General features: G+C 59.7%; 18 protein-coding genes and 1 pseudogene. 15 read left to right on the top strand and 4 right to left on the bottom strand.

Annotated features, from left to right (window positions below; translation table 11 throughout):
* The first annotated feature begins 59 nt into the window (after nucleotides 1–59).
* Nucleotides 60–1,706, top strand: a complete 1,647-nt coding sequence (gene pgm / locus AC1RQB_RS03440) for a phosphoglucomutase (alpha-D-glucose-1,6-bisphosphate-dependent) (protein ID WP_008069864.1) — start codon at nucleotides 60–62, stop codon at nucleotides 1,704–1,706.
* A gap of 158 nt (nucleotides 1,707–1,864) precedes the next feature.
* On the opposite strand, the gene AC1RQB_RS03435 is transcribed toward pgm, so the two are convergent.
* Nucleotides 1,865–2,560 (bottom strand): pirin family protein, encoded by a 696-nt coding sequence (locus AC1RQB_RS03435; RefSeq protein WP_063343659.1) that lies wholly within the window; start codon nucleotides 2,558–2,560, stop codon nucleotides 1,865–1,867.
* Between the two features lie 279 nt (nucleotides 2,561–2,839).
* Here AC1RQB_RS03435 and AC1RQB_RS03430 point away from each other — a divergent pair, with 279 nt between their 5' ends.
* The 3 genes from AC1RQB_RS03430 (at nucleotide 2,840) to AC1RQB_RS03420 (ending at nucleotide 8,171) form a co-directional block, all read left to right on the top strand.
* A complete protein-coding gene (locus AC1RQB_RS03430; protein ID WP_063343660.1) occupies nucleotides 2,840–5,314 on the top strand; it encodes a UvrD-helicase domain-containing protein in 2,475 nt (824 codons plus the stop codon).
* A 302-nt stretch (nucleotides 5,315–5,616) separates the two neighbouring features.
* On the top strand, nucleotides 5,617–6,993 hold the full coding sequence (locus AC1RQB_RS03425) for a pyridoxal-phosphate dependent enzyme (protein ID WP_008069858.1): 1,377 nt from the start codon (nucleotides 5,617–5,619) through the stop codon (nucleotides 6,991–6,993).
* Nucleotides 6,990–8,171 (top strand): cystathionine gamma-synthase, encoded by a 1,182-nt coding sequence (locus tag AC1RQB_RS03420; RefSeq protein WP_063343661.1) that lies wholly within the window; start codon nucleotides 6,990–6,992, stop codon nucleotides 8,169–8,171. The genes AC1RQB_RS03425 and AC1RQB_RS03420 overlap by 4 nt, the downstream gene beginning before the upstream one ends.
* A gap of 122 nt (nucleotides 8,172–8,293) precedes the next feature.
* Here AC1RQB_RS03420 and AC1RQB_RS03415 read toward each other — a convergent pair whose 3' ends face one another.
* Nucleotides 8,294–8,569, bottom strand: a complete 276-nt coding sequence (locus tag AC1RQB_RS03415) for a DUF1652 domain-containing protein (protein ID WP_007896200.1) — start codon at nucleotides 8,567–8,569, stop codon at nucleotides 8,294–8,296.
* A gap of 277 nt (nucleotides 8,570–8,846) precedes the next feature.
* On the opposite strand from AC1RQB_RS03415, the gene AC1RQB_RS03410 reads away from it, so the two are divergent.
* The 4 genes from AC1RQB_RS03410 to AC1RQB_RS03395 are packed head-to-tail and all read left to right on the top strand — an operon-like array spanning nucleotide 8,847 to nucleotide 12,623.
* On the top strand, nucleotides 8,847–9,662 hold the full coding sequence (locus tag AC1RQB_RS03410) for an AraC family transcriptional regulator (protein ID WP_063343662.1): 816 nt from the start codon (nucleotides 8,847–8,849) through the stop codon (nucleotides 9,660–9,662).
* 51 nt (nucleotides 9,663–9,713) lie between these two features.
* A complete protein-coding gene (locus AC1RQB_RS03405; RefSeq protein WP_063343663.1) occupies nucleotides 9,714–11,120 on the top strand; it encodes an NAD(P)/FAD-dependent oxidoreductase in 1,407 nt (468 codons plus the stop codon).
* Between the two features lie 31 nt (nucleotides 11,121–11,151).
* Nucleotides 11,152–11,493 carry a cupin domain-containing protein gene (locus AC1RQB_RS03400; RefSeq protein ID WP_063343664.1) on the top strand — a complete coding sequence of 114 codons (342 nt, stop codon included), beginning with the start codon at nucleotides 11,152–11,154 and terminating at the stop codon, nucleotides 11,491–11,493.
* Between the two features lie 44 nt (nucleotides 11,494–11,537).
* The gene (locus tag AC1RQB_RS03395; RefSeq protein ID WP_063343665.1) at nucleotides 11,538–12,623 is read left to right on the top strand and encodes a polyamine ABC transporter substrate-binding protein; all 1,086 of its coding nucleotides are present in this window, start codon (nucleotides 11,538–11,540) and stop codon (nucleotides 12,621–12,623) included.
* A gap of 133 nt (nucleotides 12,624–12,756) precedes the next feature.
* On the opposite strand, the gene AC1RQB_RS03390 is transcribed toward AC1RQB_RS03395, so the two are convergent.
* Nucleotides 12,757–13,857 (bottom strand): alkene reductase, encoded by a 1,101-nt coding sequence (locus tag AC1RQB_RS03390; protein WP_063343666.1) that lies wholly within the window; start codon nucleotides 13,855–13,857, stop codon nucleotides 12,757–12,759.
* 146 nt (nucleotides 13,858–14,003) lie between these two features.
* Between AC1RQB_RS03390 and AC1RQB_RS03385 the strand changes: the two genes are divergently transcribed.
* Nucleotides 14,004–14,888: a LysR family transcriptional regulator gene (locus AC1RQB_RS03385; RefSeq protein ID WP_063343667.1), complete on the top strand. Its 885-nt coding sequence runs from the start codon at nucleotides 14,004–14,006 to the stop codon at nucleotides 14,886–14,888.
* A 200-nt stretch (nucleotides 14,889–15,088) separates the two neighbouring features.
* On the opposite strand, the pseudogene AC1RQB_RS03380 reads toward AC1RQB_RS03385, so the two are convergent.
* A pseudogene (locus tag AC1RQB_RS03380) lies at nucleotides 15,089–15,229 on the bottom strand (alcohol dehydrogenase); the annotation flags it as partial.
* Between the two features lie 526 nt (nucleotides 15,230–15,755).
* Here AC1RQB_RS03380 and AC1RQB_RS03375 point away from each other — a divergent pair.
* The 6 genes from AC1RQB_RS03375 to eprS all read left to right on the top strand — a co-directional run bounded on the left by AC1RQB_RS03375 (nucleotide 15,756) and on the right by eprS (nucleotide 25,607).
* On the top strand, nucleotides 15,756–17,213 hold the full coding sequence (locus tag AC1RQB_RS03375; RefSeq protein WP_063343668.1) for a serralysin family metalloprotease: 1,458 nt from the start codon (nucleotides 15,756–15,758) through the stop codon (nucleotides 17,211–17,213).
* Between the two features lie 97 nt (nucleotides 17,214–17,310).
* Nucleotides 17,311–17,733, top strand: coding sequence for an AprI/Inh family metalloprotease inhibitor (locus AC1RQB_RS03370; RefSeq protein ID WP_063343669.1), 423 nt, complete (start codon nucleotides 17,311–17,313; stop codon nucleotides 17,731–17,733).
* Nucleotides 17,734–17,944: 211 nt separating this feature from the next.
* Nucleotides 17,945–19,720, top strand: coding sequence for a type I secretion system permease/ATPase (locus AC1RQB_RS03365; RefSeq protein ID WP_063343670.1), 1,776 nt, complete (start codon nucleotides 17,945–17,947; stop codon nucleotides 19,718–19,720).
* On the top strand, nucleotides 19,717–21,066 hold the full coding sequence (locus AC1RQB_RS03360; RefSeq protein WP_063343671.1) for an HlyD family type I secretion periplasmic adaptor subunit: 1,350 nt from the start codon (nucleotides 19,717–19,719) through the stop codon (nucleotides 21,064–21,066). Before AC1RQB_RS03365 ends, AC1RQB_RS03360 begins: the two co-directional genes overlap by 4 nt.
* Nucleotides 21,067–21,068: 2 nt before the next feature.
* Complete coding sequence (locus AC1RQB_RS03355; protein WP_063343672.1) at nucleotides 21,069–22,433, top strand: TolC family outer membrane protein; 1,365 nt, start codon at nucleotides 21,069–21,071, stop codon at nucleotides 22,431–22,433.
* A gap of 216 nt (nucleotides 22,434–22,649) precedes the next feature.
* Nucleotides 22,650–25,607, top strand: coding sequence for an autotransporter serine peptidase EprS (gene eprS, locus AC1RQB_RS03350; protein ID WP_063343964.1), 2,958 nt, complete (start codon nucleotides 22,650–22,652; stop codon nucleotides 25,605–25,607).
* Nucleotides 25,608–25,743: the final 136 nt, after the last annotated feature.

The following is a 25,743-nucleotide window of genomic DNA, read 5'->3' as shown; positions in this document are numbered from 1 at the left end:
GAGCAAACTGTCAGTAAACTGCGTTCTATTCCCGAACCACTCTTTCTCAGAGGTTTTGCATGACACTCAGTCCTTTTGCGGGCAAACCGGCACCGGCAGAACTGTTGGTCGACATCCCGCGACTGGTAACGGCCTATTACACCGGCCAGCCCGATGCAGCCATTTCTACCCAGCGCGTGGCCTTTGGCACGTCCGGACACCGAGGTAGCTCGTTCGATCTGAGTTTCAATGAATGGCACGTTCTGGCCATCAGCCAGGCGATCTGCCTGTACCGCGAAGCCCAGGGCATTGACGGTCCATTGTTCGTCGGGATCGACACCCACGCGCTGTCCACGCCGGCCGGTGCCAGCGCCCTGGAAGTCCTGGCGGCAAACGGTGTGACGGTGATGATCGCCGAAGGCGACGAGTACACGCCGACGCCGGCCATTTCCCACGCAATTCTTTGCTACAACCGTGGTCGAACTTCGGGCCTGGCAGACGGCATCGTCATCACCCCGTCTCACAACCCGCCACAAAGCGGTGGCTACAAATACAACCCTACCAACGGCGGCCCGGCCGATACCCACATCACCAAGTGGATCGAAGCCAAGGCCAATGAGTTGCTGGCGGCCAAACTCGCTGGTGTCAAACGCATCAGCTACGAGCAGGCCCTGAAGGCCAGCACCACCCATCGCCATGATTATCTCAACACCTATGTCGCCGACCTGATCAACGTGATCGACTTCGACGCCATCCGCGAGGCGAAGCTGCGTCTGGGTGTCGATCCGCTGGGCGGAGCAGGGGTGCGCTACTGGTCGGCGATTGCCGAGCACTATCGCCTGGACCTGGAGGTGGTGAATAAACAGGTTGATGCGACATTCCGCTTCATGACTGTCGATTGGGACGGGCAGATTCGTATGGACCCATCGTCCAGCCACGCCATGCAAGGTTTGATCGGCCTGAAAGAGCGTTTCGACGTGGCCTTTGCCTGTGACCCGGACCACGACCGCCATGGCATCGTGACCCCGTCCGGTGGTTTGCTGGCACCCAACAACTACCTTGCAGTGTCGATCGATTACCTGTTCCAGAACCGTCCGCTGTGGCGCGCCGATGCGGCCGTGGGCAAAACCGTGGTCAGCAGCGGCTTGATCGATCGCGTCGCCAAACGCCTGGGCCGCCGTCTGTACGAAGTGCCGGTTGGCTTCAAATGGTTTGCCGACGGCCTGTTCGACGGCTCCCTCGGTTTTGGTGGCGAAGAAAGTGCCGGCGCGTCGTTCCTGCGCAAGGATGGCAGTGTCTGGTGCACTGACAAGGATGGCTTGATTCCGGCGCTGCTGGCGGCCGAAATGACTGCCCGCACCGGGCGTGACCCAAGTCAGGCCTATCGCGCGTTGACTGATGAACTGGGTGAACCCTTCTCGGTACGGGTCGATGCCAAGGCCAACCCTGAGCAGAAAGCGCTGCTGAGCAAATTGTCGCCAGATCAGGTCACCTCCACTCAACTGGCGGGCGAAGCGATCCAGAGCATCCTCAGCCATGCACCGGGCAACGACCAGGCCATCGGCGGTCTGAAAGTCATGACTGAGAACGGTTGGTTCGCGGCGCGGCCGTCGGGCACTGAAGACATCTACAAGATCTATGCGGAAAGCTTTGTCAGTGACGACCACCTCAAGCAGTTGGTGGCGGAAGCTCAGACACTGGTGGATGGCGCGATTTCTGCGAAGTGATTGAGGGCCCCATCGCGGGCAAGCCCGCTCCCACAAGGATTGCGCTAAACCTGTGGGAGCGGGCTTGCCCGCGATGGCGTCAGTGCAGTCACTAACATTTAAGAAAAAAGGGGCAACCATCAACGGTCGCCCCTTTTTTTATTCCGTGTGTCGCCGCATCAAGCCACATCCACCAACACAATCTCACTGTCCTCAATCGCGGTTACGCGCAGCACCTGCTCATCGACAATCGCGACACCGTCTCGAGCTTGTGCACGCAAGCCATTGACGTCAATGACCCCAGTGGCTGGAACCAGATAAGCCCGACGGCCGCTGTCCAGGTGATACTCCGCAGACTCCCCGGCCTTCAGATTCGCCGCCACCAAGCGCGCATCGGCGCGAATGTGCAGGCTTTGATCGTCGCCGGCCTTGCCGCTGGCCAGGGTCACGAAACCTTCGCGCTCACCTTTGGGGAACGGCTTGGCACCCCACGACGGGGCCGAACCGGCTTCGTTGGGGATGATCCAGATCTGAAAGATCCGGGTCTCGGTCGCTTCCAGGTTGTACTCACTGTGAGCGATCCCGGTGCCGGCGCTCATGACCTGAACGTCGCCCGCTTCGGTGCGGCCTTTGTTGCCGAGGTTGTCCTGGTGAGTAATTGCGCCTTCACGAACGTAGGTGATGATTTCCATATCCCGGTGTGGGTGTTGCGGGAACCCGGTGCCGGGGGCAATCACATCGTCGTTCCATACCCGCAGGTTGCCCCAGTTCATGCGTTTGGGGTCGTGGTACTCGGCGAACGAAAAGTGGTGATGGGCATCCAACCAGCCATGGTGCGCGCCACCCAGCGAGTTGAAAGGTCTGAGTTCAAGCATGATCGTCTCCTGAAAAGGTTCGTCATGGGGCAGAACGCCTGAGCCACAAACGAGAACCGGTGGTTGATGGCGAGCATCATCTATCAGGCAATCATCGATAAAAAGCGTAAAAAATGCCTCAATACAATCGAATTAGTTGATGTCAAATAACCTCGAAACATTCTCATCCAGCCTTCACTTCATCGCATAAGCCAATGACCTGTAAGCATTTCACTAGAACTCGGCGGCAAATGCAGACACCATAGCCCTCAACAGCCTCACACCCTGGAGTCCGTCCGCGTGCCGCAACACACCCCCGATCTTCCTCCCGAACTTCGCCCTTTGGCTGAGATGCCTTTGTTCAAGCGCCTGGCCGCCCGGTTTTTTGGCCACGGCCTTACCCGCCTGCGCGCGCAACACCGTGCGTCCTGGCTGCACGGGCAAGCCGACGGTTTTCGCAGCGGTCACAGCGCTGGGGTGGATTACGGTTATAAGGAAGGCAAACTCGAGGGGCTGGAGGAAGGTCGGCAGGTTCTGTTGATTCGCGACTCACGCTCAACCGAGCATCGACCACCCAGCGTCGATGACAATCTGTTCGACGATTGGCGGCTGCCATTGAGCGCTGAGTTGAAGAATCGCATGAAGGCCGACGTGGCGCGATTGCTGCCCGCGCATGCCCAGCCGAGCGCTGCCCAGTGGAAGATGATTTTCAGCGACACACCGTCGACCTCGGTGATCGCCGGGGCGGGCGCGGGCAAATCGACCACCCTGGTGCTGCGAATTCTGTTGCTCAGCCATTACCTGGGGTTTGAGTTGAGCTCGATGACCGTGGTGACCTTCACCCGCGAATCGCGCAAGGACTTCATCAATAAGCTGATCGAGCTGTTTGCAATCTGGGGCCGGGGCATCAGCCTTAAGGATGCGCGCGATCTGGTGCGCACTTTCCATTCGCGCATCCTGCCGATGGTTCGCAGCTTGCCAGGTTTCGAGCGGCTGCAAGCCTTCGAAAACCTCAGTCACCGCGTGCAAGGCGGCGATGAGGAGGTCGACAGCAACCCCTTCGACCTGCGCATCAACGATGCCCAGCGCCAGCAACTCAACGCCTGCTATCACAGCCTGCACACCCGCGATGAGCGTTTCCGCGAGTTGATCAAGCCTTTGTCTCGCCATGCCTTGCAGCTCAAGGAGCTGGAGCGTGATCACCCGGACGTGCAGAAACGCATGGCGGTGACTGAACTCGCCGCCAAGCGCGATGAAGAACTGTGCGACACAATCGAAGACCTATGGTTTCGCGCCGGCGCCTGGCCGATCAAGGGCATCGAACCGAATCGTCAGACCTTCGACATCAACGGTTCAACCTTTCATTGCCACGGCTACATTCCGACGCTCGACGCCTGGGTGGTGCTGGGGTTCGATCCTCGGGAAAACCCTCAGGTTAGCCGACCGAATGCCAAACTTTCAGTGCGCGCAGAGTGGGCGGTAAAGCGCACCCTGTTTCAAGCTTTCTGTCGTAAGCCTTTGATATGGCTAGACAGTTATGAGTCTTCAAAGCGTGTTTTGGCATCCCTTGCCGGAGACGCCAGCGCTGGGCCCGGCTTCGATTACAAGGTCAAGGGCGAGCTCGGCTCCGCGCCGTTGCTGGACTGTTTTGTCGCCGCGGCCGGGTTTATTGAAAACCTCGGCCTGGATGTGCCGAATGCTGTGGGCCAGATGAGTTTCGCCAAGGATGACCCGGACCGATTCTTCTTCGAGGCCCTGAGCCTGTTCTGGCGGGCGCTGGAAGATCATCTGCTGGATCAATCGCCGCCGGTGATGACCTACAACCGGATGTTCGCCTTGTTCAGTGAACATTCACCGGAGAATCTCAAGCTGCTGAGCGATGAGCTGCTCAGGCCAATGTCGCACTTGATGATCGACGAATTTCAGGACGTGTCACCGCAGATCGTTTCGTGGATTCGCGCCAGCCTGGCGGAGATCCGCAGTCGCGGACCGGCCATGCATGTGGGGCGCGGTGCGCAACGTTCGTCATTGCTTTGTGTCGGTGATGACTGGCAGTCCATCTATGGCTGGCGCGGCAGTTCGCCGACTTACTTCATGGAGTTCAACAAGGAATTCCCGTCGCCGAGCACGACCAAAGTGATGCTCAGTGACAACTACCGTAGCCATCAGCACATCATCGACGCGGCGGAGCATATTGTCCGCGCGGCACCAGCGATTGCCGGCAAGAAGGCCAAGGCCAGCGGTGAGCCCAAGGCGCTGCTGCCGGTGAATATTCTCGACCGGGATGACCAGGGCATGGCCCAGCGCCTGATCGAGCACTATAGAAAGGGTGATTCAATCTTGATGCTTTATCGAAAAAGCAGCGATAAGTCATTGATTGAAGAGCATATTCAGTCTGTAGTTAATGTGGATTCTAGCTTGCCATACGACGCTCGACGGCTCAAACAACTGACCTATCACAGCGCCAAGGGCCTGCAGGCTGATGCGGTATTTCTGCTGGGCGATTGCCAGCACCTGACCAGTTCACCCTACAAGAACCAGGTCTATCGCATGGCCGGACTCGGCAAGGCCGGCGACAGCGAAGCTTACGACAGTGCACAGAAAGACGAGATCCTGCGACTGGCCTACGTGGGCATCACCCGGGCCGTGAGCCATTGCTACTGGTACGTCGATGGCCAGGATACCTCGGCGGCGAATATGCCCAAGGCCTCCGACCGGATCGGCAAGGGCAAGGCGTTCTTCGCTGATCACCGTCAGGGCAAAGTGTCTGCCTGACCATTCAGAGAGGCTTGAGCAGAAAACCTGTGGCGAGGGAGCTTGCTCCCGCTTGAGTGCGTAGCACTCACAAAAAAATGGGCGCTTGTCGAATTTTTGGGGCTGCTACGCGACCCAGCGCGAGCAAGCTCGCTCGCCACAAAGGCAGGCATGGCTGAAGAGGTACCGACTGGCTGCGAAAAGTTGCGGGGGGCGCAATCCCGGCCTATGGTCCAAAGCGAGGCTTTGCTTGCGACTGGCGCGCAATGATTCGCCGCAGGTCGCTGTCCATCCAGTGCGGATACATGCAGCGAGGTGACGACATGCCGAATGACTCCCGTCCCGCCGTGCTCGAACTGATCGGCAATACGCCGCTGGTGCGTATCAGCCGCTTCGATACCGGCCCATGCACACTGTTTCTCAAACTCGAATCACAGAACCCCGGCGGTTCGATCAAGGACCGCATCGGCCTGGCAATGATCGACACCGCCGAGCGCGATGGTCGCCTGCGCCCCGGAGGCACCATCGTCGAGGCCACCGCCGGCAACACCGGTCTGGGTCTGGCCCTGGTCGGCCGGGCCAAGGGTTATCGGGTGGTGTTGGTGGTGCCGGACAAGATGTCCACCGAGAAGGTTCTGCACCTCAAGGCCATGGGCGCCGAGGTGCACATCACCCGTTCCGATGTCGGCAAAGGTCATCCCGATTATTACCAGGACGTCGCTGCGCGGTTGGCGCGGGACATTCCCGACGCCTTCTTCGCCGATCAATTCAACAACCCGGCCAACCCGCTGGCCCATGAGTGCAGTACCGCTCCGGAGATCTGGGCGCAGACTCAGCATGATGTGGATGCCATCGTCGTCGGCGTCGGTTCGGCCGGCACGCTGACCGGACTGACCCGTTTCTTTCAGCGCGTACAACCGAACCTGGAAATGGTGCTGGCCGATCCGGTCGGCTCGGTAATGGCCGAATACAGTCGCAGCGGCACCCTTGGTACGCCCGGTTCCTGGGCGGTGGAGGGCATTGGCGAAGACTTCATTCCGTCGATTGCCGACCTGTCCAGCGTGCGTAAGGCTTATTCGATCAGCGACGAGGAAAGCTTCGATCATGCCCGCCAACTGCTGCGCGCCGAAGGCATTCTCGGCGGCTCTTCGACCGGTACATTGCTCGCTGCGGCACTGCGTTACTGCCGCGAACAAACCGAGCCGAAGCGGGTGGTCAGTTTCGTCTGCGACACCGGCACCCGTTACCTGTCGAAGGTCTATAACGACCAGTGGATGAACGACCAAGGGCTACTTGCGCGCAAACGCTACGGCGATTTGCGTGACCTGATCGCGCGGCGCTTCGAGGATGGCCGGGTGGTCAGCGTGGGGCCGGACGACACCTTGCTCACGGCGTTCCAGCGCATGCGCCTGGCGGATGTATCGCAACTGCCGGTGCTGGTGGATGGGCAGCGGCTGGTCGGGGTCATCGACGAGTCCGACATTCTGTTTGGCGTGCACGAAGACGCTACGCACTTTCGCATGACCGTGACCAGCGCGATGACCGACAAGCTCGAAACCCTGCCTCCCGGCGCCAGTCTTGCTGAGCTGGAGGCGGTGCTCGATCGAGGGTTGGTGGCGATCATCGCCGACACTTCGGGCTTCCACGGCCTGATTACTCGCGTCGACATGCTCAATCACTTGCGGAGATCCCTCGCATGAGTCAGCACGATGAAACCGCCGCGCCACGCGGATTTGCCACCCGTGTGATCCATGCCGGACAAACGCCGGACCCATCCACCGGGGCGCTGATGCCGCCGATTTACGCCAACTCCACCTATCTGCAACAGAGCCCCGGTGTGCATAAGGGCTTCGACTACGGGCGTTCGCACAACCCGACGCGCTTTGCGTTGGAGCGTTGCGTGGCGGACCTCGAGGGCGGTACTCGGGCCTTCGCTTTCGCTTCCGGGCTGGCGGCGATCGCCAACGTCCTCGAACTGCTCGATGCTGGCGCCCATATCGTCTCCGGCAATGACCTGTACGGCGGCACATTCCGGCTGTTCGACAAGGTGCGCCGGCGCAGTGCCGGGCATCGTTTCAGCTTCGTCGATCTGACTGACCTGGCGGCCTTCGAAGCGGCACTTGAGGATGACACGCGGATGGTCTGGGTCGAGACGCCGAGCAATCCTTTACTGAGCCTCACGGATCTCGACGCCGTCGCGCGTATCTGTCGTCAGCGAGGCATCATCTGTGTGGCCGACAATACCTTCGCCAGCCCGTGGATACAGCGGCCGTTGGAGTTGGGTTTCGATATCGTGCTGCACTCGACGACCAAGTACTTGAACGGTCACTCCGACGTGATCGGCGGCATCGCGGTGGTCGGGCAGAACGCTGAGCTGGCCGAGCGCCTGGGTTTTCTGCAGAACGCGGTGGGGGCTATCGCCGGGCCGTTCGACGCTTTTCTCACATTACGCGGCGTGAAGACCCTGGCGCTGCGCATGGAACGCCACTGCAGCAACGCGCTGGAGCTGGCGCAATGGCTGGAGCGTCAGCCACAGGTGGCGCGCGTTTACTATCCGGGCCTGCCATCGCACCCGCAGCACGAACTGGCGCGGCGGCAGATGCGAGGATTCGGCGGAATGATTTCCCTCGACCTGAACAGTGACCTGGCGGGTGCCAAGCGTTTCCTTGAGAGTGTGCGGATTTTCGCCTTGGCTGAGAGCCTGGGCGGGGTGGAAAGCCTGATCGAGCACCCGGCGATCATGACCCATGCCAGCATCCCCGTCGAAACCCGGGCACAACTCGGCATCGGCGATGCGTTGGTGCGTTTGTCAGTGGGGGTTGAGGATGTCGAAGACCTGCGTGCCGATCTGGCTCAGGCGCTGATGCGGATCGGTTAAACGCAATCAATGTGGGAGCGGGCTTGCTCGCGAAGAGGGAGTGTCAGTAAACATTAATATTGCCTGACACACCGCATTCGCGAGCAAGCCCGCTCCCACATGTTTTGTGAAACGCTGGTCGTTCAGGCATAACTCCTGAGGGCCTCCGGCGGAATGAACGCTTCCAGCTCATCTTCCACAGCTTCAATGATTCGTTCTACATCCGCCGCATTCATGACCGTTGCGCAAGGAATGCCGGCAATGGCGATCATGGTTTCGCCACTGGCGCGGTCGAACAGTCGCGCAACCATACTGCCCGGCGCATCCATGGTCGCTTCGAAACCCATGGGATGAAAATGCCAGCGCATCAGCTGGCAGGCATTTGGAAAAGTGACTTTGCTGAAGGAACCTTTATTCATGTGTTGCCCACCTTAATCATCGAGCGCTTCCCTTAGCTCATGTTAGGAGGGAAGAACCTTCAATGGCTCAACCGGTGACTGTCTTTAAAAGTAGCATCCAGATGTGAAAGTCATGTGGATTTTTTCAGTCCGTTTAGCGATTGGTTCATTTTTTTTTGACGCAGATCATGAGACACCGATTTTGTGGCGAAAGGCCAATATTGCCGGGGCATTCCACGGGGCCATTGAAGCCTGGTGAGAACTTCGGCAAGCTCGGTTTTTTCTCATTGAGTCCTTTATGCACGCCGATGATGATGCTCCGTTGCAAACCCAGGCCACGGGCGAGACGGTCATGCGTTACCACCTGCGCTGGAAACACCGGGATCTGGACGGCGTCATGGCGCTTTATCATCCGGATATTCAGTACAACGACTTTTTCCAGAACCGCGTGATGGGGCTGGACGAATTGCGCGAGTATGTGCGCGACAGCATGCCGCGCGATCCGGATGAAGCCTTGGAGCATTCAGACCGTATTCGTCTGGACGGCAACACGGCGTTCATTCAGTACCGCATCACCCTTCGCGGCGGCGAGGGGCTGGTGTCGTTTCGGACCAGCGAGGCGATTACCGTACGTGATGGACTGATCTGGCGGGTCAATGAATACGCCACGCTCGTGCATGAGCAAGCGACCGACAAGGCCGCGCACAACCTGCGCCCGGCGGTCAGTCGACTTGGGCTGTCACCGCGACAGCTGAGTTTCATGGCCGAAGATTTGCAGCAGTACTTCCAGCGCCAGCAACCTTATCTGGATCCTGAACTCGACCTGCAGCGGGTGGCGAAGGAGTGCGGGTACAGCCGCAATCAGATTTCTTACCTGCTGAATCAGGTGCTCGGGCAAAGCTTCTACCGTTACGTCAATCAGGCGCGGCTGCAGCATTTGCTTGCGGCACTGGACGCCGCCACACCGCCACTGCGTATCGACGAACTGGCCTTCGCGGCTGGCTTCAATTCGTTGTCGGCGTTTTACAGCTGTTTTCGTCGACACACCGGCCTGTCGCCCAAGGCTTACGCCAAACAAATTTCTTTGCGTGCACGCGCGCAAGACAATCCCTGAGCCCACGCACTAGGATCGACGCCATCGAAGTTTTCAGTGGCGGAGTTTTGCATGTCGGCGTGGCGCACGATCAGTTTGTGGATGGATCAACTCGACGAGCCATTGCTGGCGCGCCCGGCGCTGGAACAGGATCTGGACGTCGACGTGGCCATCATTGGCGCCGGGTACACCGGGCTCTGGGCCGCGTATTACCTCAAGCGCCTGGCACCGGAGCTGGACATTGCCATCGTCGAAGCCCAAACCGCCGGTTTTGGTGCTTCGGGCCGTAACGGCGGTTGGCTGATGGGCAACCTGCTGGGCGAAGATCGCTTACTCGCCGATCTACCGGCCGAACAGCGCCGCGCCTCTTTCGAACTGCTGCACGGTATCCCTGATGAAGTAGCGATCGTGCTCGAACGAGAAGGCATCGACTGCGATTATCGCAAAGGCGGGGTGCTTTACTGCGCTGCGCGTTATCCAGAGCAGGAAGCCAGCCTGCGGCATTATCTGGACACGCTTTACCACCAGGGGCTGACCGAAAGCGACTATCGCTGGCTCAGTCCCGAGCAATTGGCGCAACAGATCAGAGTTGCCAAACCTTATGGCGGTATCTATGCACCGCACGTCGCGACCATTCACCCGGCAAAGTTGGTCCGAGGCCTGGCACGGACGGTGGAGCGCATGGGCGTCAACATCTATGAGAACAGCCCGGTCACGCAATGGCAGTCGGGCAGTTTGCGTACGGCCAAGGCTCAGGTTCGCAGCCGCTGGATCGTGCCGGCGTTAGAAGGGTATGCGGCCACATTGCCACCGTTGGACCGTTATCAGTTGCCGGTCCAGAGTTTGCTGGTGGCGACCGAACCGCTGTCTGCCGCGACCTGGGACGAAATCGGCCTCAGCCACGGTCAGGCTTTCAGCGAAAGCAGTCGCCAAGTCACCTATGGCCAGCGTACGGCGGATAACCGCTTGGTATTTGGCGCCCGAGGTGGCTATCAATTTGCAGGCAAGTTGCGCCATGACTTCGACTTGACCACCAGCGAAATAGAGTTGCGGCGCTACCTGTTCAGCGAACTTTTTCCGCAGCTCAAGAACGTCCGAATTACCCATGCCTGGGGCGGCAACCTGGGTATGTCCCGGCGCTTCAAGCCGCACATGCTCTGCGATCAGGCCAGCGGCATCGCCTTGTCCGGTGGTTATGGCGGGGAGGGCGTCGGTGCCAGCAACCTCGGCGGGCGGACGCTGGCCGACCTGATTCTTCAGCGCGACACCGATTTGGTCCGCCAGCCTTGGGTCATTCCTCAGGGTGGTCTCGACGCGCTCAAAGCCTGGGAGCCCGAGCCCTGCCGCTGGCTGGGCTACAACGCGATCATCCGCAGCTTCGTCCACGAAGACCAGACCCTGGCCAACCCGGCCACCGCGCCCTGGCGTCGCAAACTGGCCAGTCGGGTCGCGGGGTTCATGGAAGGTTTCATGCACTGAACGGCATTTTTCTCAATCGACAGGTACTCCCATGCCAATCAATCACTTCAAGAACACCGCAACCCTGACGCTGGAAGAGTCGACTCCAGTCGCCGTGCCATTGGGCGCGCCCGTGGCGGTGGCCTCAACCACCAGCGTCGAACGCGACGATGGTGTCGAAACCGGCGTCTGGGAATGCACGCCCGGCCGCTGGCGTCGGCAGATCGTTGCCCAGGAATTTTGTCACTTCATTCAGGGCCGCTGCACCTTCACTCCGGACGACGGTGAAACCCTCTACATAGAAGCCGGCGATGCACTGATGTTGCCAGCCAACAGCCTCGGCATCTGGGACATCCAGGAAACCGTGCGCAAGACCTACGTTTTGATTTTTTGATCTTCTGATTGCCTGCCAACAACAACTCATACAGGAATCGCCCCATGATCCGAAAGACACTGACGCTTGCTCCACTGGCGCTCGTCGCGACCTTCAGCCAGGCCGCCGAGACCGTCAAAATCTACAACTGGTCGGACTACATCGCCCCGGACACCACCAAGAACTTCCAGAAAGAAACCGGTATCGCCTTTAGTTACGACGTCTTCGACAGCAACGAAACCCTTGATGGCAAGTTGATGACCGGCACATCCGGGTATGACGTGGTGTTCCCGTCCAACCACTTCATGGCCCGACAGATTGAGGGTGGGGCCCTGAAAAAACTCGACAAGAGTCAGTTGCCCAACTGGAAAAACCTTAACCCGGTGCTGCTCCAGACGTTGCAGGCCAACGACCCGGGCAACGAGCATGGCTTCCCGTATTTGTGGGGCAGCACCGGCATCGGCTACAACGTTGCCAAGGTCAAGGCCGTGTTGGGTGACAACGCGCCGGTGGACTCCTGGGACCTGATCTTCAAACCCGAGAACATGGCAAAGCTGCAAAAGTGCGGTGTCGCCATTCTCGACAACGGCCCCGAACTGTTGCCGGCGGCGTTGAACTACCTGGGGCTGCCACATCACAGCAAGAACCCCGAGGACTATAAAAAGGCAGAAGCGCTGCTGATGAAAGTCCGGCCCTATGTCAGCTATTTCCACTCATCCAAATACACCAGCGACCTGGCCAACGGTGACATCTGCGTGGCCGTCGGCTTCTCTGGCGACATTATCCAAGCAGAAAACCGCGCCAAGGAAGCCAGGAATGGTGTCGACATTGGCTATTCAATCCCCAAGGAAGGCGCCGCCATCTGGTTCGACATGGTTGCCATGCCCGCCGACGCCCCGGACGAGAAGGCCGGCTACGCCTTCATGAACTACCTGCTGCGTCCCGATGTCATGGCCGGTATCAGTAACTACGTGCACTACGCCAACGGCAACGAACAGGCCGACAACCTGATCGACCCGGCCATCAAGAGCGACACCAAGGTTTATCCGAGCCCGGAAATGATGGGCAAATTGTTTGCGTTGGAAGCGATGCCGCTGAACATTGACCGGGTGCGGACGCGGGTGTGGAACAAGATTCGTACGGGTAGCTGAGCGGTCAAATCTTGTAGCCAATGGCGCCGGTTGGGTTGACTGCAATGAGGCTTGGCACCTCTTTGCAAACGAAACAGGTGTCCAGGGGCAACTGGGGGCACCTATGGCTCCCAGTTGCCAGCAGTGCAGATTTTCAGGCAGCTTCGGTATGGAAAGGATAGTCCGTGTAACCCACCTCGGTGCCACCGAAGAACGATTCGCGGTCGTACGGGTTCAGCGGCCAGCCGTTGCGCAGGCGCTCCGGCAAGTCCGGGTTGGCGATGAAGTGGCGGCCAAAAGCGATCAGATCTGCATCGCCGGCCTCAAGGATCGCCTTGGCTGATTCACCAGAGAAGCCGCCCGCCGCGATAAGGGTTCCCTTGTAGTGCTGGCGTATGAGTTGGGACGCCACCGGATTCTGGTCCCGACGTTCGTCCTCGGCGACACCTAAAATGCGCGGCTCGATCAGATGCAGATAGGCGAGGTCCAGCTTGTCTAGCTCGCGCGCGACATGGGTGAACAGACCAATGGGGTCGCTGTCGGACATATCGCCGAAATTGCCGCTCGGCCCCAGACGCACCGCCACCCGATTGCTGCCCCAGACGGAGATCACCGCTTCTACTGCGTCCAGCAGGAACCGGCTGCGGTTCTCGAACGAGCCACCGTAGATATCCGTACGTTTGTTGCTACCGTCCTGGAGGAATTGATCGAACAGGTAGCCGTTGGCCGAGTGCAACTCCACGCCGTCAAATCCGGCTGCGATGCCGCGTGCGGCCGCGGCGCGGAAGCTGTCTACCAGCCCGTGGATTTCAGCGATGGTCAGTTCGCGCGCCGGGGAGCCGGGGGTCCAGCCGGACTCGGTGAAGGCCAGGCCGCCGTGGTCCACGACGGAAGGGGCCACCGGCTGGGCGCCGTCCGGCTGTAGCAGGCTGTTGGACTGGCGCCCCGCATGGTAGAGCTGCAGGAAGATTTTGCCGCCCTTGGCATGAACGGCGTCGGTCACGAGCTTCCAGCCGGCGATCTGGCTGTCGTCATACAGACCGGGAGCACCGAGGTATCCATTGCCATTGGGTGCGGCGATAGTGGCTTCGCCGATCAGCAGGCCACCGGCAGTGGTACGTTGGGCGTAGTACTCGGCCATCAGTTGGCCAGGAATAGCGCCTGGTTCGGCACGCATGCGGGTAAGTGGCGCCAGAACGACGCGATGGGCAATCTGGTATGGACCTATTTGGACGCTCGTATGCAATTTGGACATGACATCGATACCTATCAGTGGCGGGATGGGCGCAATGTAGGCGTAAAATGCGTGAAGAAAAATGTCCCGCGATGCCGAACATTTCGGATGGTTTTTCCGTAATCCGGCCTTGTTGGTGGGGTTCTACGGGGGAAAGCAGGAAAGTGATGGAAAGTCTGAGTGGCATCTCAATGTTCGTGCAAGTTGCCGAAACGCGCAGCTTTACCGAGTCCGCCCGGCTGTTGGGGGTGTCATCTTCAACCGTGGGCAAAGCCATCGCTCGGATGGAGGAGCGCTTGCACGTACGGCTGTTTCATCGCAGTACACGCAGTATCACGTTGACGGCCGAGGGGACTCTGTTCCTTGAGCGATGCCGCCGCATCCTCAGCGAGGTCACCGCTGCCGAGTCCGAGTTGTCAGGCCTGGCTGGCAGTCCACGTGGGCGGCTTCGCGTGGGCACACCTTTACTGGGCGACCTGATGATGCCGGCCTTTGACGGGTTCATGGAGCGGTATCCGGAAGTCGAACTGGATATCGATTTTTGCGACCGTATGGTCGATGTGATCGAGGAAGGGTTCGACGCGGTGATTCGGACTGGCGAGCAAACCGATTCGCGCTTGGCCGCGCGCCGCTTGGGCTCCTGCGCACATGTGCTGGTGGCGTCGCCAAGCTATCTCAAGCGGCATGGTGTACCCACTTCTGCGCGTGAACTGGAGAGCCATTCATGCCTGCAACACAAATTCCCCGCAACGGGAAAGCTGGAGCGTTGGCCGCTGCGGCTCGGAACATCCGAGGCTGAATTGGTGCTGCCCGCCACGATGACGTCGAACACGATCGAGCCTCTTGCCTATGCCGCAATTCAGGGCAGGGGGATTGCCTTTCTGCCTACCTTCCTGGTGCGCGAAGCGCTGGAACGCGGCCAACTGGTCACAGTGCTGGACGATTACGTGGATCGTCAGGTCGTCTTCTGGATGCTGTGGCCAGCCAGCCGCTATGCCTCGCCCAAGCTACGCGTGTTCATTGACTACATGAGTGCGCACTTGCGCATCTGATGCCTCACGCCTCCAGCCTAAGGCGCATGCTTTCACGGTGGGAGACCTCGAGTAGCGGCGGCAGAAGGCGCGTGCGGTGTTACCCGACGCGCCAGTCTGTCATTTGCTGACGTCCAGCACCACGCGGTAGCGCGCCTTGCCACTGCGTAGGTGATCGATGGCTTCGTTGACCCGGCTCATGGGAAAGTGCTCGACCTGCGGCAGACGCCGCAATACTCCACTGCGACTTCCACCTCTTCGCCCCCCAATGGACCGGGATCGTAGCTATAGCGCTGCAGCGGAGCGCCTGCCGACGTTGCAGCCCAACCGGTGAAAGTAGTGAGTTCGGTGCTGTCGCTCATGGGATACCTCCAGATCAGGAGACAGGGGCTTTGACCGCTCGGATGCGGTGGCCTGGCAACGCTGATCAGCAGCCAAGGCGTAATCATTCTAGCAGGCCGCAATGACAAGCATGGTCCGGGAGCGGTGTTGGAATTAACGGGTCGTCGGAGCCTGTCTCCGGCCACCGCTGCAACTAACTGGACGTTTAATTTAGTTGATAGCAATACGCTGGCACTTATATTAATAAGTCCGAAAAAATGCGAACTCATCTACAGAAAAACAACTTACCCATATTTAATATTTAAATAGCAAATTGTCGGACAATCCGGCTAGAACCTTAAACTACAAACTATATTTCGACAGCGCACGCACTGTTTACTGGAGTTTGCCGGAACCACTCAATTTGACGTCAAAAAAAATGTAGACGTTTGATTTCGAATTGTGTCAGTTTTTATACGCCTTCATTGGGCGAGTGATAGGACGATCTCGCCAGAGATTGTCGTATCGGACAAAAACTGTTCCATTGCTAAACAAGGAAGTGTGTTTATGTCGAAAGTAAAAGACAACGCTATTGATCTTGCCGAACAGGGCTTTGCGCCATTGCAAGCGCTGGCTGCCCCCAGTTCCGCCTACAACCAGATCGATAGTTTCAGCCATCAGTATGATCGGGGTGGCAATCTCACGGTCAATGGCAAACCCTCCTTCTCCGTCGACGAGGCTGCTACCCAGCTGCTGCGGGACGGCGCTGCCTACCAGGACAAGGACGGCAGCGGCAAAATCGAACTCACCTACACGTTCCTGACCTCGGCTTCGTCGAGCACCATGAACAAGCACGGCATCAGCGGGTTCAGTCAGTTCAGCGCGCAACAGAAAACCCAGGCCGTGCTTGCCATGCAATCCTGGGCCGACGTGGCCAATGTCACCTTTACCGAAAAGTCTTTTGGCGGCGACGGTCACATGACCTTCGGTAACTACAGTAGTGGTCAGGATGGCGCCGCAGCATTCGCCTACCTGCCTGGCACCGGTGCAGGTTATGACGGTACTTCGTGGTATCTGACGGGCAGTGGCTATAACGTCAACAAGACGCCGGACCTGAACAACTACGGCCGTCAGACCCTGACCCACGAAATCGGTCACTCTCTGGGCCTGGCTCACCCTGGCGACTACAACGCTGGTGAAGGCGCACCGACCTACAACGACGCGACCTACGGCGAAGACACCCGCGGTTACAGCGTCATGAGTTACTGGAGCGAGAGCAATACCGACCAGAACTTCAGCAAGGGCGGTGTGGAAGCCTATGCGTCTGGCCCGCTGATGGACGATATCGCCGCCATCCAGAAACTCTACGGTGCCAACACCACCACCCGTACCGGTGATACCACCTACGGCTTCAACTCCAACGCCGGTCGCGACTTCCTGAGCGCCTCTTCGTCGTCGGACAAAGTCGTGTTCTCGGTCTGGGATGCGGGCGGCAAGGACACCCTGGATTTCTCCGGTTTTACCCAAAACCAGAAGATCAACCTCAATGAAGCCTCGTTCTCCGATGTTGGCGGCATGGTGGGCAACGTGTCCATTGCCAAGGGCGTCACTGTCGAGAACGCGATTGGCGGTTCGGGTAGCGACCTGCTGATCGGCAACAGCGTGGCCAACGAACTGAAGGGCGGTGCCGGCAACGACATCCTCTTCGGCGCGGGCGGTTCGGACAAACTGTGGGGCGGTTCGGGTTCGGACACCTTTGTGTTCGCGGCCAGCAGCGACTCCAAGCCAGGTGCCGTCGACCAGATCCTCGACTTTGTCAGTGGCCTGGACAAGATCGACCTGACCGGCATCACCAAAGGCGCGGGCCTGCATTTCGTGAACGCGTTCACCGGTGCGGCAGGCGATGCGGTGTTGACCACTTCGGGCGGCAACAGCCTGTTGTCGGTGGACTTCTCCGGGCACGGCGTGGCTGACTTCCTGGTCAGCACCGTTGGCCAGGCGGCGTTCTCGGACATCGTGGCCTGATTCAAGGCAAAAAGGAGGGCGGCGCTTGACGCGCCGCTCTCTGTCCCTTGAACGGCAAGTGTAATGAGTAAGGCTACAACCCAGAGTAAAACGCCCTATGATCCAGAACGCTTTTACTTACAAAGCAACCGCGTGGCTGTTGCCAACGCTGATGATGTTTCTTGGAGAGGTAGCCATGGCAAGCAGTCTGAAATTAGCCGACCCGTCGGAACTCGCCGGGAAATGGCAGGCCACCTTGAATACCGCGCAAGACTCCCCCGAGTCCCAGGCGCTGCAGGACAAACCGTCGAATGTTTGCACGATCGAGTTCAATTTGAACCAGACCCTGGGCGAGGGGGCCGCCTGCCTCGGTGCCTGGCTGAACGATTCGGCGATTGGCTGGTTCCCGGAACCGGATGGCATTGCCGTGACCGGTAAAGAAGGCTCAAGAATTGTGTTTTTCAGCCGACAGCGTGAGGGGCTTTATAAAAGCACCTTGAAGTCAGGTCTGATCATTACGCTCGAGCACACTGCGCATTAAGTGAAAAATGTCGGACAGGCGCCAGGCGCTGAATATAAAGCTCGTTATTGCCGTTATAAGCAGCAGATCAATAACCGGAGCTCTTTGAAGAAAACAAAGAGTTGTTATTAATGTGTAAGCGATATCGGCAAAAGAACGTCTCGACCCATGTGCGGACAGTTAATTGGAACCTCGTCAAGTAAGGCGAGGATTAATACCTCAGGAAAAACCAATGAAGATGGCGAAGAGTCCGGCCACCGCACCGTTATTCAAGGCACTGGGCGACTATAAGAGCATCCTGATCAGCGTCGGGTGTTTTACCGCACTGATTAATGTGCTGATGTTGGTCCCGTCGATTTATATGCTGCAGGTCTATGACCGGGTACTGTCTTCGCAAAACGAAACCACCTTGGCAATGTTGTCGTTGATGGTGGTCGGGTTCTTCGCTTTTATCGGTTTGCTGGAAATCGTGCGCAGCTTCATTGTTATCCGTATCGGCAGCCAACTGGAGCGCCGCTTCAACCTGCGGGTGTATCAAGCCGCTTTCGAGCGCAACCTGTTCAAGGGCGAGGGCAACGCGGGGCAATCCCTGGGCGACTTGACCCATATTCGCCAATTCGTCACCGGCCCGGCGCTGTTTGCCTTCTTCGACGCACCGTGGTTTCCGGTGTATCTGTTTGTGATCTTTCTGTTCAACGTCTGGCTCGGCGTATTGGCCACCGCGGGCGCGGTACTGCTGATCGGGCTGGCCTGCCTCAACGAGGCCATGACCAAAAAGCCTTTGGGCGAAGCCGCGGGTTTTTCCCAAAGATCCAGCCAACTGGCCACCAGTCACCTGCACAACGCCGAAACCATTCAGGCCATGGGCATGCTCGGTGTCTTGCGCAAGCGCTGGTTCCAGGTGCACTCGCGTTTTCTCGGCTTGCAGAATCAGGCCAGTGACACCGGCGCGGTCATCAGTTCCCTGAGCAAAACCCTGCGCCTGTGCCTGCAATCCCTGGTCCTGGGGTTGGGCGCCTTATTGGTGATTCAGGGTGATATGACCGCCGGGATGATGATCGCCGGCTCCATCCTGATGGGACGGGTGCTGAGCCCCATCGATCAGTTGATCGCCGTGTGGAAACAGTGGAGCGGCGCCAAACTCGCTTACCGCCGTCTTGACGCCTTGCTACAAGCCTACCCGCCGACTGACGAGGCCATGGCGCTGCCGGCGCCGAAAGGCCAGATCACCTTCGAGCAAGTCAGCGCCGGCCCGCCGGGGCAACGGGCAGCGACCTTGCACATGGTCAATTTCAACCTGGGCGCCGGGGAAGTGCTGGGCGTACTCGGTGCTTCCGGTTCGGGTAAATCGACCCTGGCCCGAGTGCTGGTCGGCGTCTGGCCGACGCTCGGCGGCACGGTGCGGCTCGATGGCGCGGACATTCATCGCTGGAACCGCGACGACCTCGGCCCTTACATCGGTTATCTGCCCCAGGACATCGAACTGTTCAGCGGCAGCATCGCCGAGAACATCGCTCGATTCCGTGAGGCGGATCCGCAAAAAGTCGTCGAAGCCGCGCAACAGGCCGGCGTTCATGAACTGATCCTGCGCATGCCGCAAGGCTACGACACCGTGCTGGGCGAGGACGGCAGCGGCTTGTCCGGTGGCCAGAAGCAACGCGTAGCCTTGGCTCGCGCGCTGTACGGCAATCCTAGCCTGGTGGTGCTGGATGAACCGAACTCCAACCTCGACACCGTCGGCGAAGCGGCATTGGCCGGCGCCATCGCGCACATGAAGGCCCGGGGCACCAGCGTGATTCTGGTTACCCATCGCTCTTCAGCCCTGGCCCAGGCCGACAAGTTGCTGGTGCTCAACGAAGGTCGTTTGCAGGCCTTTGGTCCAAGCCAGGAAGTGCTCAAGGCGCTGTCCGGCGCTCAGGAGCAGCAACGTGAAAAAACTGCACAGGCACCGGGCGGGCTCAGCATGAGCCGGCAGTATCAGCCCACGACAAGGAATTCGGGTGTATGAGCAGCACACGCATGAACGACGACAGCGAAGCGACGATGGAACACGACTACATCGCCGAACGCCCTGAGCGCGACGCGCGTTTCTTCGCCCGCATGGGCTGGATTCTGGCGATTGTCGGTGCCGGCAGTTTCTTCACGTGGGCGAGCCTCGCGCCGCTCGATCAAGGCATTCCGGTGCAGGGGACCGTCGTGGTTTCGGGCAAGCGCAAAGCCGTGCAGTCAATGAGCAGCGGCGTGGTCAGCCAGATTCTGGTGCGCGAAGGGCAGGTGGTGAAGCAGGGCCAGCCACTGTTTCGTCTCGACCAGACCCAGGTCGCGGCCGACGTGCAATCGCTGCAAGCGCAGTACCGCATGGCCTGGGCCAGCCTGGCACGCTGGCAGAGTGAGCGGGACAACCTCAAGCAGGTGAATTTCCCCGCCGAACTGAGCAACGATCCTGACCCGCGTCTGGCCCTGGTGCTCGAAGGCCAACGGCAATTGTTCAGCAGCCGTCGCGAAGCCTTTTCCCGTGAGCAAGCGGCCCTGCGCGCGAACATCGAAGGCGCCAGCGCGCAACTGGCCGGCATGCGCCGCGCACGCATCGACCTGACGGCCCAGGCCAGTTCCCTGCAACAACAGTTGAGCAATCTTCAGCCCTTGGCGGACAACGGCTACATCCCGCGCAACCGCTTGATGGATTACCAGCGTCAGTTGTCGCAAGTGCAGCAACAGCTGGCAGAAAACTCCGGCGAAAGCGGTCGGGTGGAGCAGGGCATCCTTGAGTCCCGGCTGAAACTGCAACAGCACAGCGAGGAATACCAGAAGGAAGTCCGCAGCCAACTGGCCGACGCGCAACTCAAAAGCGTGACCCTGGAAGAGCAATTGACCTCTGCCGGCTTCGACCTGCAACACAGCGAAATCATCGCCACCGCCGACGGCATCGCCGTCAACCTTGGGGTTCATACCGAAGGCGCGGTGGTGCGTCAGGGCGACACGCTGCTGGAGATCGTCCCGCAAGGCACACGCCTGGAAGTGGAAGGGCACCTGCCGATTAACCTGATCGACAAGGTCGGCACGCACTTGCCGGTGGACATTCTGTTCACCGCGTTCAACCAGAGCCGTACCCCGCGAGTTCCCGGCGAAGTCAGCCTGATCTCCGCCGACCAGATGGTCGATGAAAAAACCGGTGTGCCGTACTACGTGCTGCGCAGCAGCGTCAGTGATCAGGCCATGGAAAAACTCAACGGTCTGGTGATCAAACCGGGCATGCCGGCAGAAATGTTCGTGCGTACCGGTGAACGTTCACTCCTCAACTATTTGTTCAAACCGCTGCTCGACCGGGCAGGCTCCGCGTTGACCGAGGAATAAGGATGTTCGGCTGTATGAATAAGCTTTCCCTGCTCGCAGCGACCCTGGCGTTGCTGACGGGCAACAGTGCGATGGCCATGGGGCCCTTCGACATTTATGAGCAAGCCCTACGCAATGATCCGGTGTTCCTCGGCGCCATCAAGGAGCGCGATGCCGGCCTTGAAAACCGTGCCATCGGCCGCGCCGGGCTGCTACCCAGGATTGGTTACAACTACAACAAGGGGCGTAACACCTCCAAGGTCACTCAAATTAATGAGGGGAGACCAGACTTCACCGAGGACCGCAACTACAGCAGTTACGGCTCGACCTTGACCCTGCAACAGCCGCTGCTCGACTACGAGGCGTACGCGGCGTACCGCAAAGGCGTGGCGCAATCGCTGTTCGCTGACGAAAACTTTCGTGGCAAGAGCCAGGAGCTGCTGGTTCGCGTGCTGGAGAATTACACCAAGGCGCTGTTCGCTCAGGATCAGATCGACATTGCCCGGGCCAAGAAAAAAGCCTTCGAGCAGCAGTTTCAGCAGAACGAGCAAATGTTCCGCCAAGGCGAAGGCACGCGCACCGATATCCTCGAAGCCGAGTCACGTTATGAACTGGCGACCGCCGAGGAAATCGAGGCGCGGGACGAGCAGGATGCGGCCCTGCGTGAGCTGGGCGCACTGATTGGCGTGCCGACCATCGACATTGCCGACCTGACACCACTGGATCAGAACTTCCAGACCTTCACCCTGCAACCGGCCAATTACGACACCTGGCACGAGATGGCGGTGGCCAACAACCCGAACCTGGCCTCCCAGCGCCAGGCGGTGGAAGTGGCGCGCTACGAAGTCGAACGCAACCGCGCCGGCCACCTGCCAAAAGTCAGCGCCTATGCCTCGGTGCGCCAGAACGAATCGGAAAGCGGCAACACCTACAACCAGCGCTACGACACCAACACCATTGGCATTGAAGTCAACGTGCCGCTGTATGCCGGCGGCGGCGTCTCGGCCTCGACCCGGCAAGCCAGCCGCACCATGGAACAGGCCGAGTACGAGCTGGATGGCAAGACCCGGGAAACCTTGATCCAGTTGCGCCGCCAGTTCAGCGCCTGCCTGTCGGGGGTTAATAAACTGCGGGCTTATCAGAAGGCGTTGACGTCGGCGGAAGCGCTAGTGATCTCGACCAAACAAAGCATTTTGGGCGGCGAACGGGTCAACCTCGATGCGCTGAATGCCGAACAACAACTGTTTACCACCCGCCGGGACCTGGCCCAGGCGCGCTACGACTATTTGATGGCCTGGACCAAATTGCATTACTACGCCGGAACCTTGGGCGACCAGGACCTGGCCAAGGTGGATGAGGCCTTCGGCCAGGGCTCGAAAGCTCAGTAGCGCATAGAAAACATTGTGGCGAGGGAGCTTGCTCCCGCTGGACTGCGAAGCAGGCCCAATGGCGGTTGCTGCGCAACCGAACGGGAGCAAGCTCCCTCGCCACAGAAACACAGAAACACAGAAACACAGAAACACAGAAACACAGAAACACAGCACCGCCGCCCCAGGACTGGGGACTACAACTCTAAAAACGCCAAGAAAGCGAGAGTCATGCACATGGATGTACAGATCAAGCCGATGTCGGTCGGCACGCTATTGCTCCTGATTTCATCAGTACCAGGCCCAGCCCAGGCGCTTTATCTGGAAACCGGCAAACCCGGCGACGCAGCCAGTTGGCGCTCGACAGAGTTCCAGCGCGATTGGGGACTGGCGCGCATGCAGGCCGATCAAGCCTATGCCGCCGGCATCACCGGCAAGGGCGTGAAAATCGGCGCGCTGGATTCCGGTTTCGATTCCAGCCATCCCGAATTTGCCGCAGACCGTTATCACGCGGTGACGGCCAGCGGCAGCTATGTCGACGGCTCAGCGTTCAACGTCGACGGCACGCTCAACACCAACAACGACTCCCACGGCACCCACGTCACCGGCACCATGGGCGCTTCCCGGGATGGCACCGGCATGCACGGTGTGGCGTACAACGCGCAAATCTACGTCGGCAACACCAACAAGAACGATAGTTTCCTGTTTGGCCCCAACCCCGACCCGCGCTACTTCAAAGCGGTCTATAACGCCCTGGCGGATGCCGGTGTCCGCGCGATCAACAACAGCTGGGGCAGCCAGCCGCCAGACGTCAACTACCGAACCCTCGACGATCTGCATGCTGCCTACGCCCAGCACTGGAACAAAGGCACCTGGCTCGACGCCGCCGCCGACGTTTCGCGTCGCGGAGTGATCAATGTGTTCAGCGCCGGCAACAGCGGTTACCCGAATGCCAGCGTGCGTTCGGCCTTGCCGTATTTTCAACCCGACCTGGAAGGCCACTGGCTGGCGGTGTCGGGGCTGGATCAAAGCAACCAGCAGAAATACAACCAGTGCGGGATCGCCAAGTATTGGTGTATCACCACCCCGGGCGCGAAGATCGACAGCACCATTCCCGGTGGCGGTTACGCGATCAAGTCCGGTACCTCCATGGCCGCGCCGCATGCCACCGGGGCACTGGCACTGGTGATGGAACGCTATCCGTACATGAACAACCAGCAGGCGCTGGAGGTGCTGCTGACCACCGCGACCCAGCTCGACGGCTCGATCACCGAGGCACCGAGTACGCGCATCGGTTGGGGCGTGGCCAACCTCGAACGGGCGATGCGCGGGCCGGGGCAATTGCTCGGGTCGTTCGACGCCAATCTGGGGGCCGGGCAAAGCGATGTCTGGAGCAATGACATTTCGGACAAGGCGCTGATTCAGCGTCAGTCCGAAGACGCCGCCGAACGCAGCGCCTGGCAACAGACGTTGAAGGACAAAGGCTGGGAGAACGGTATCGCGGCTGGCGCCAGTCAGCAGGATCAGACCGATTATGCGGTGGGCACCGCTCGCGATTCCGCCGCCGCCAACCGAGTCTACGAAGGCAGCCTGATCAAGTCCGGTGCCGGGCGGTTGATGCTCACGGGCGACAACACGTATCGCGGCCCGACCACGGTCAACGGCGGTTTGCTGGCGGTGAACGGCTCGCTGACGTCGGCGGTGACCGTCAATGACAGCGGCACCCTCGGCGGTAACGGACGGATTGCTGCCTTGACCGCCAATGCCGGCGGTACAGTGGCGCCCGGTAACTCCATCGGTACGTTGCAAGTCAGTGGCGATGTGACGTTTGCGCCAGGTTCGACTTATGCCGTCGAACTGTCACCCACCAGCAGCGACCAGATTATTACCAGCGGTACGGCCACGATCAGCGGCGCTACCGTGAGCCTGTCCCTGGAAAACAGCCCGACCTTGCTCAGCACCCAACAAGTGCAAAGCCTGCTGGGCCATCAGTACAACATCTTGCAAGCGGCGGGCGGGATTCAAGGCCAGTTCGGCGCGGTGCTGCCCAACTACCTGTTCATCGGCGGCAGCCTCGATTACGCCGTGACTGGCATTCAGTTGAGCGTTGAGCGTAACGCCACGACCTTCGCCAGCGTCGGGCAAACGCCGAACCAGCGTAATGTCGCGGCCGCTGTGGAAGGGCTTGGCGCGGGTAACGCCGTCTACGAAAGCCTATTGCTGTCGCCGACCGCCAGTTCAGCGCAACAGGCCTTCCAGCAGTTGTCGGGGGAAATCTACCCGGCGCTGGGCTCGGTGTTGATCAATGACAGTCGCTATCTGCGCGATGCGGTCGGTGAGCGTCTCAACGAAGCCAGCGGTTCCCGAAGCAACGGCTGGATCAAAGCACTGGGCGCCTGGGGCAAGACCGATGACAGCCATGACACCGCCGGCTACACCACGTCGATTGGCGGTTTGTTGGCCGGTGTCGATGGCGCAGTGGATGACGAAACCCGTGTCGGCCTGGTCGCCGGTTATAGCGACAGCTCGGCCAGCATGGGCTCCGGAACTCATTCATCAGGGCAGGTCGACAGCTATCACCTGGGCGCCTATGCCGGCCACGAAATAGGCGCCTGGCGCCTGAGTGCCGGGGGGGCCTACAGCCGGCATCGGGCCGACGTCAAACGTGACCTGCAATACGGCGACGTCAGCGCCAAACAGAAAGCCAAAGTCGACGCCGGGACCACCCAGCTATTCGGCGAAGCGGCCTATCGCTTGAACCTGCAAGCACTGGCCTTGGAGCCATTCGCCAATCTGGCTTACGTGCACCTCGACACCGAGGGCTTCACCGAAAAAGGTGACGCAGCGGCGCTCAAAAACAGCGGCGACCGGCGTGACGCGGTACTCAGCACCCTGGGCGTACGCGCACTGAAAACAGTAACGCTGTCCGGTCAGCAACAGCTGGACCTGAGCGGCAGCCTCGGTTGGCAGCACAACCTGAGCAACACCGATTCCGAGGAACACCTGGCGTTTGCCAGCGGTGGCACTCCGTTCGTGGTTCAAAGCTCGCCACTGGTTCGCGATGCGGCGCTGGTGGGCGCCCATGCCAGCCTGGCCTTGAGCCGGGATGTTCGGTTGAACCTCGATTACACCGGCCAACTGGCCAACCGCGAGAGGAGCCACGGCGTCGGGCTGAGTCTCAATTGGCAGTTTTAATCCGGTAAACACCGGTTGTGGCGAGGGGGCTTGGCGCAATCCATGTGGGAGCGGGCTTGCCCGCGAAGAGGGCGTATCAGTCGACATTAATGTTGTCTGGCAAACCGCCTTCGCGGGCAAGCCCGCTCCCACAGGT

The sequence above is a fragment of the Pseudomonas sp. GW822-FHT02E03 genome (genome assembly GCF_058802325.1).
Note: the sequence above shows the minus strand (reverse complement) of the source record. Positions and strands in the feature narration are given on the sequence as shown.

Excerpts from the sequence above, each read along its gene's own strand:
- AC1RQB_RS03360 (WP_063343671.1), top strand. The coding sequence starts at position 19,717 with ATGAGCAGCACACGCATGAACGACGACAGCGAAGCGACGATGGAACAC.
- AC1RQB_RS03435 (WP_063343659.1), bottom strand. The coding sequence starts at position 2,560 with ATGCTTGAACTCAGACCTTTCAACTCGCTGGGTGGCGCGCACCATGGC.
- AC1RQB_RS03400 (WP_063343664.1), top strand. The coding sequence starts at position 11,152 with ATGCCAATCAATCACTTCAAGAACACCGCAACCCTGACGCTGGAAGAG.
- AC1RQB_RS03390 (WP_063343666.1), bottom strand. The coding sequence starts at position 13,857 with ATGTCCAAATTGCATACGAGCGTCCAAATAGGTCCATACCAGATTGCC.
- AC1RQB_RS03385 (WP_063343667.1), top strand. The coding sequence starts at position 14,004 with ATGGAAAGTCTGAGTGGCATCTCAATGTTCGTGCAAGTTGCCGAAACG.
- AC1RQB_RS03375 (WP_063343668.1), top strand. The coding sequence starts at position 15,756 with ATGTCGAAAGTAAAAGACAACGCTATTGATCTTGCCGAACAGGGCTTT.
- eprS (WP_063343964.1), top strand. The coding sequence starts at position 22,650 with ATGGATGTACAGATCAAGCCGATGTCGGTCGGCACGCTATTGCTCCTG.
- AC1RQB_RS03415 (WP_007896200.1), bottom strand. The coding sequence starts at position 8,569 with ATGAATAAAGGTTCCTTCAGCAAAGTCACTTTTCCAAATGCCTGCCAG.
- AC1RQB_RS03420 (WP_063343661.1), top strand. The coding sequence starts at position 6,990 with ATGAGTCAGCACGATGAAACCGCCGCGCCACGCGGATTTGCCACCCGT.
- AC1RQB_RS03425 (WP_008069858.1), top strand. The coding sequence starts at position 5,617 with ATGCCGAATGACTCCCGTCCCGCCGTGCTCGAACTGATCGGCAATACG.
- AC1RQB_RS03365 (WP_063343670.1), top strand. The coding sequence starts at position 17,945 with ATGAAGATGGCGAAGAGTCCGGCCACCGCACCGTTATTCAAGGCACTG.
- AC1RQB_RS03405 (WP_063343663.1), top strand. The coding sequence starts at position 9,714 with ATGTCGGCGTGGCGCACGATCAGTTTGTGGATGGATCAACTCGACGAG.
- AC1RQB_RS03395 (WP_063343665.1), top strand. The coding sequence starts at position 11,538 with ATGATCCGAAAGACACTGACGCTTGCTCCACTGGCGCTCGTCGCGACC.
- AC1RQB_RS03410 (WP_063343662.1), top strand. The coding sequence starts at position 8,847 with ATGCACGCCGATGATGATGCTCCGTTGCAAACCCAGGCCACGGGCGAG.
- pgm (WP_008069864.1), top strand. The coding sequence starts at position 60 with ATGACACTCAGTCCTTTTGCGGGCAAACCGGCACCGGCAGAACTGTTG.
- AC1RQB_RS03370 (WP_063343669.1), top strand. The coding sequence starts at position 17,311 with ATGATCCAGAACGCTTTTACTTACAAAGCAACCGCGTGGCTGTTGCCA.
- AC1RQB_RS03355 (WP_063343672.1), top strand. The coding sequence starts at position 21,069 with ATGTTCGGCTGTATGAATAAGCTTTCCCTGCTCGCAGCGACCCTGGCG.